At 66.4% G+C, this 333-nt stretch carries 1 pseudogene; it reads right to left on the reverse strand.

Annotated features, from left to right (window positions below):
* Nucleotides 1-333: pseudogene (locus tag FS767_RS21840) on the reverse strand (hypothetical protein); the annotation flags it as partial.

Raw genomic sequence — 333 nt, forward strand, 5'->3', positions numbered from 1 at the left:
GTTTGGGCTGCTCTTGACCGTGTAGACGAAGCCGACCCTCAGGCCCTCGGCCGGTGACACCACCAGGCCCAGCAGGTTGTTGCTCTCGTACCAGCGCCGCGGGCTGACCCGTTCCTCGCTGGAGGGGCTGTGCAGGCCGTTGCTGCTGCTGAACACCAGCCAGGCATCGGCATTGCCGTCGCTTCCCTGGTGCAGATCCAGGGCGAAGCCCGCCTGCAGGTGTAAGGGGACGCGGTCGAGGCTGGCCGCGTCGTCATCGTAGTTGCCGCGGGAAAAGTCGCCGTTGCGCACGTCCATGCCCAGTTGCGGATGGAAGCGCCCGGAGTTTTCGCT

The organism is Pseudomonas sp. DE0010 (assembly GCF_007680745.1).
GTDB lineage: Bacteria > Pseudomonadota > Gammaproteobacteria > Pseudomonadales > Pseudomonadaceae > Aquipseudomonas > Aquipseudomonas parafulva_B.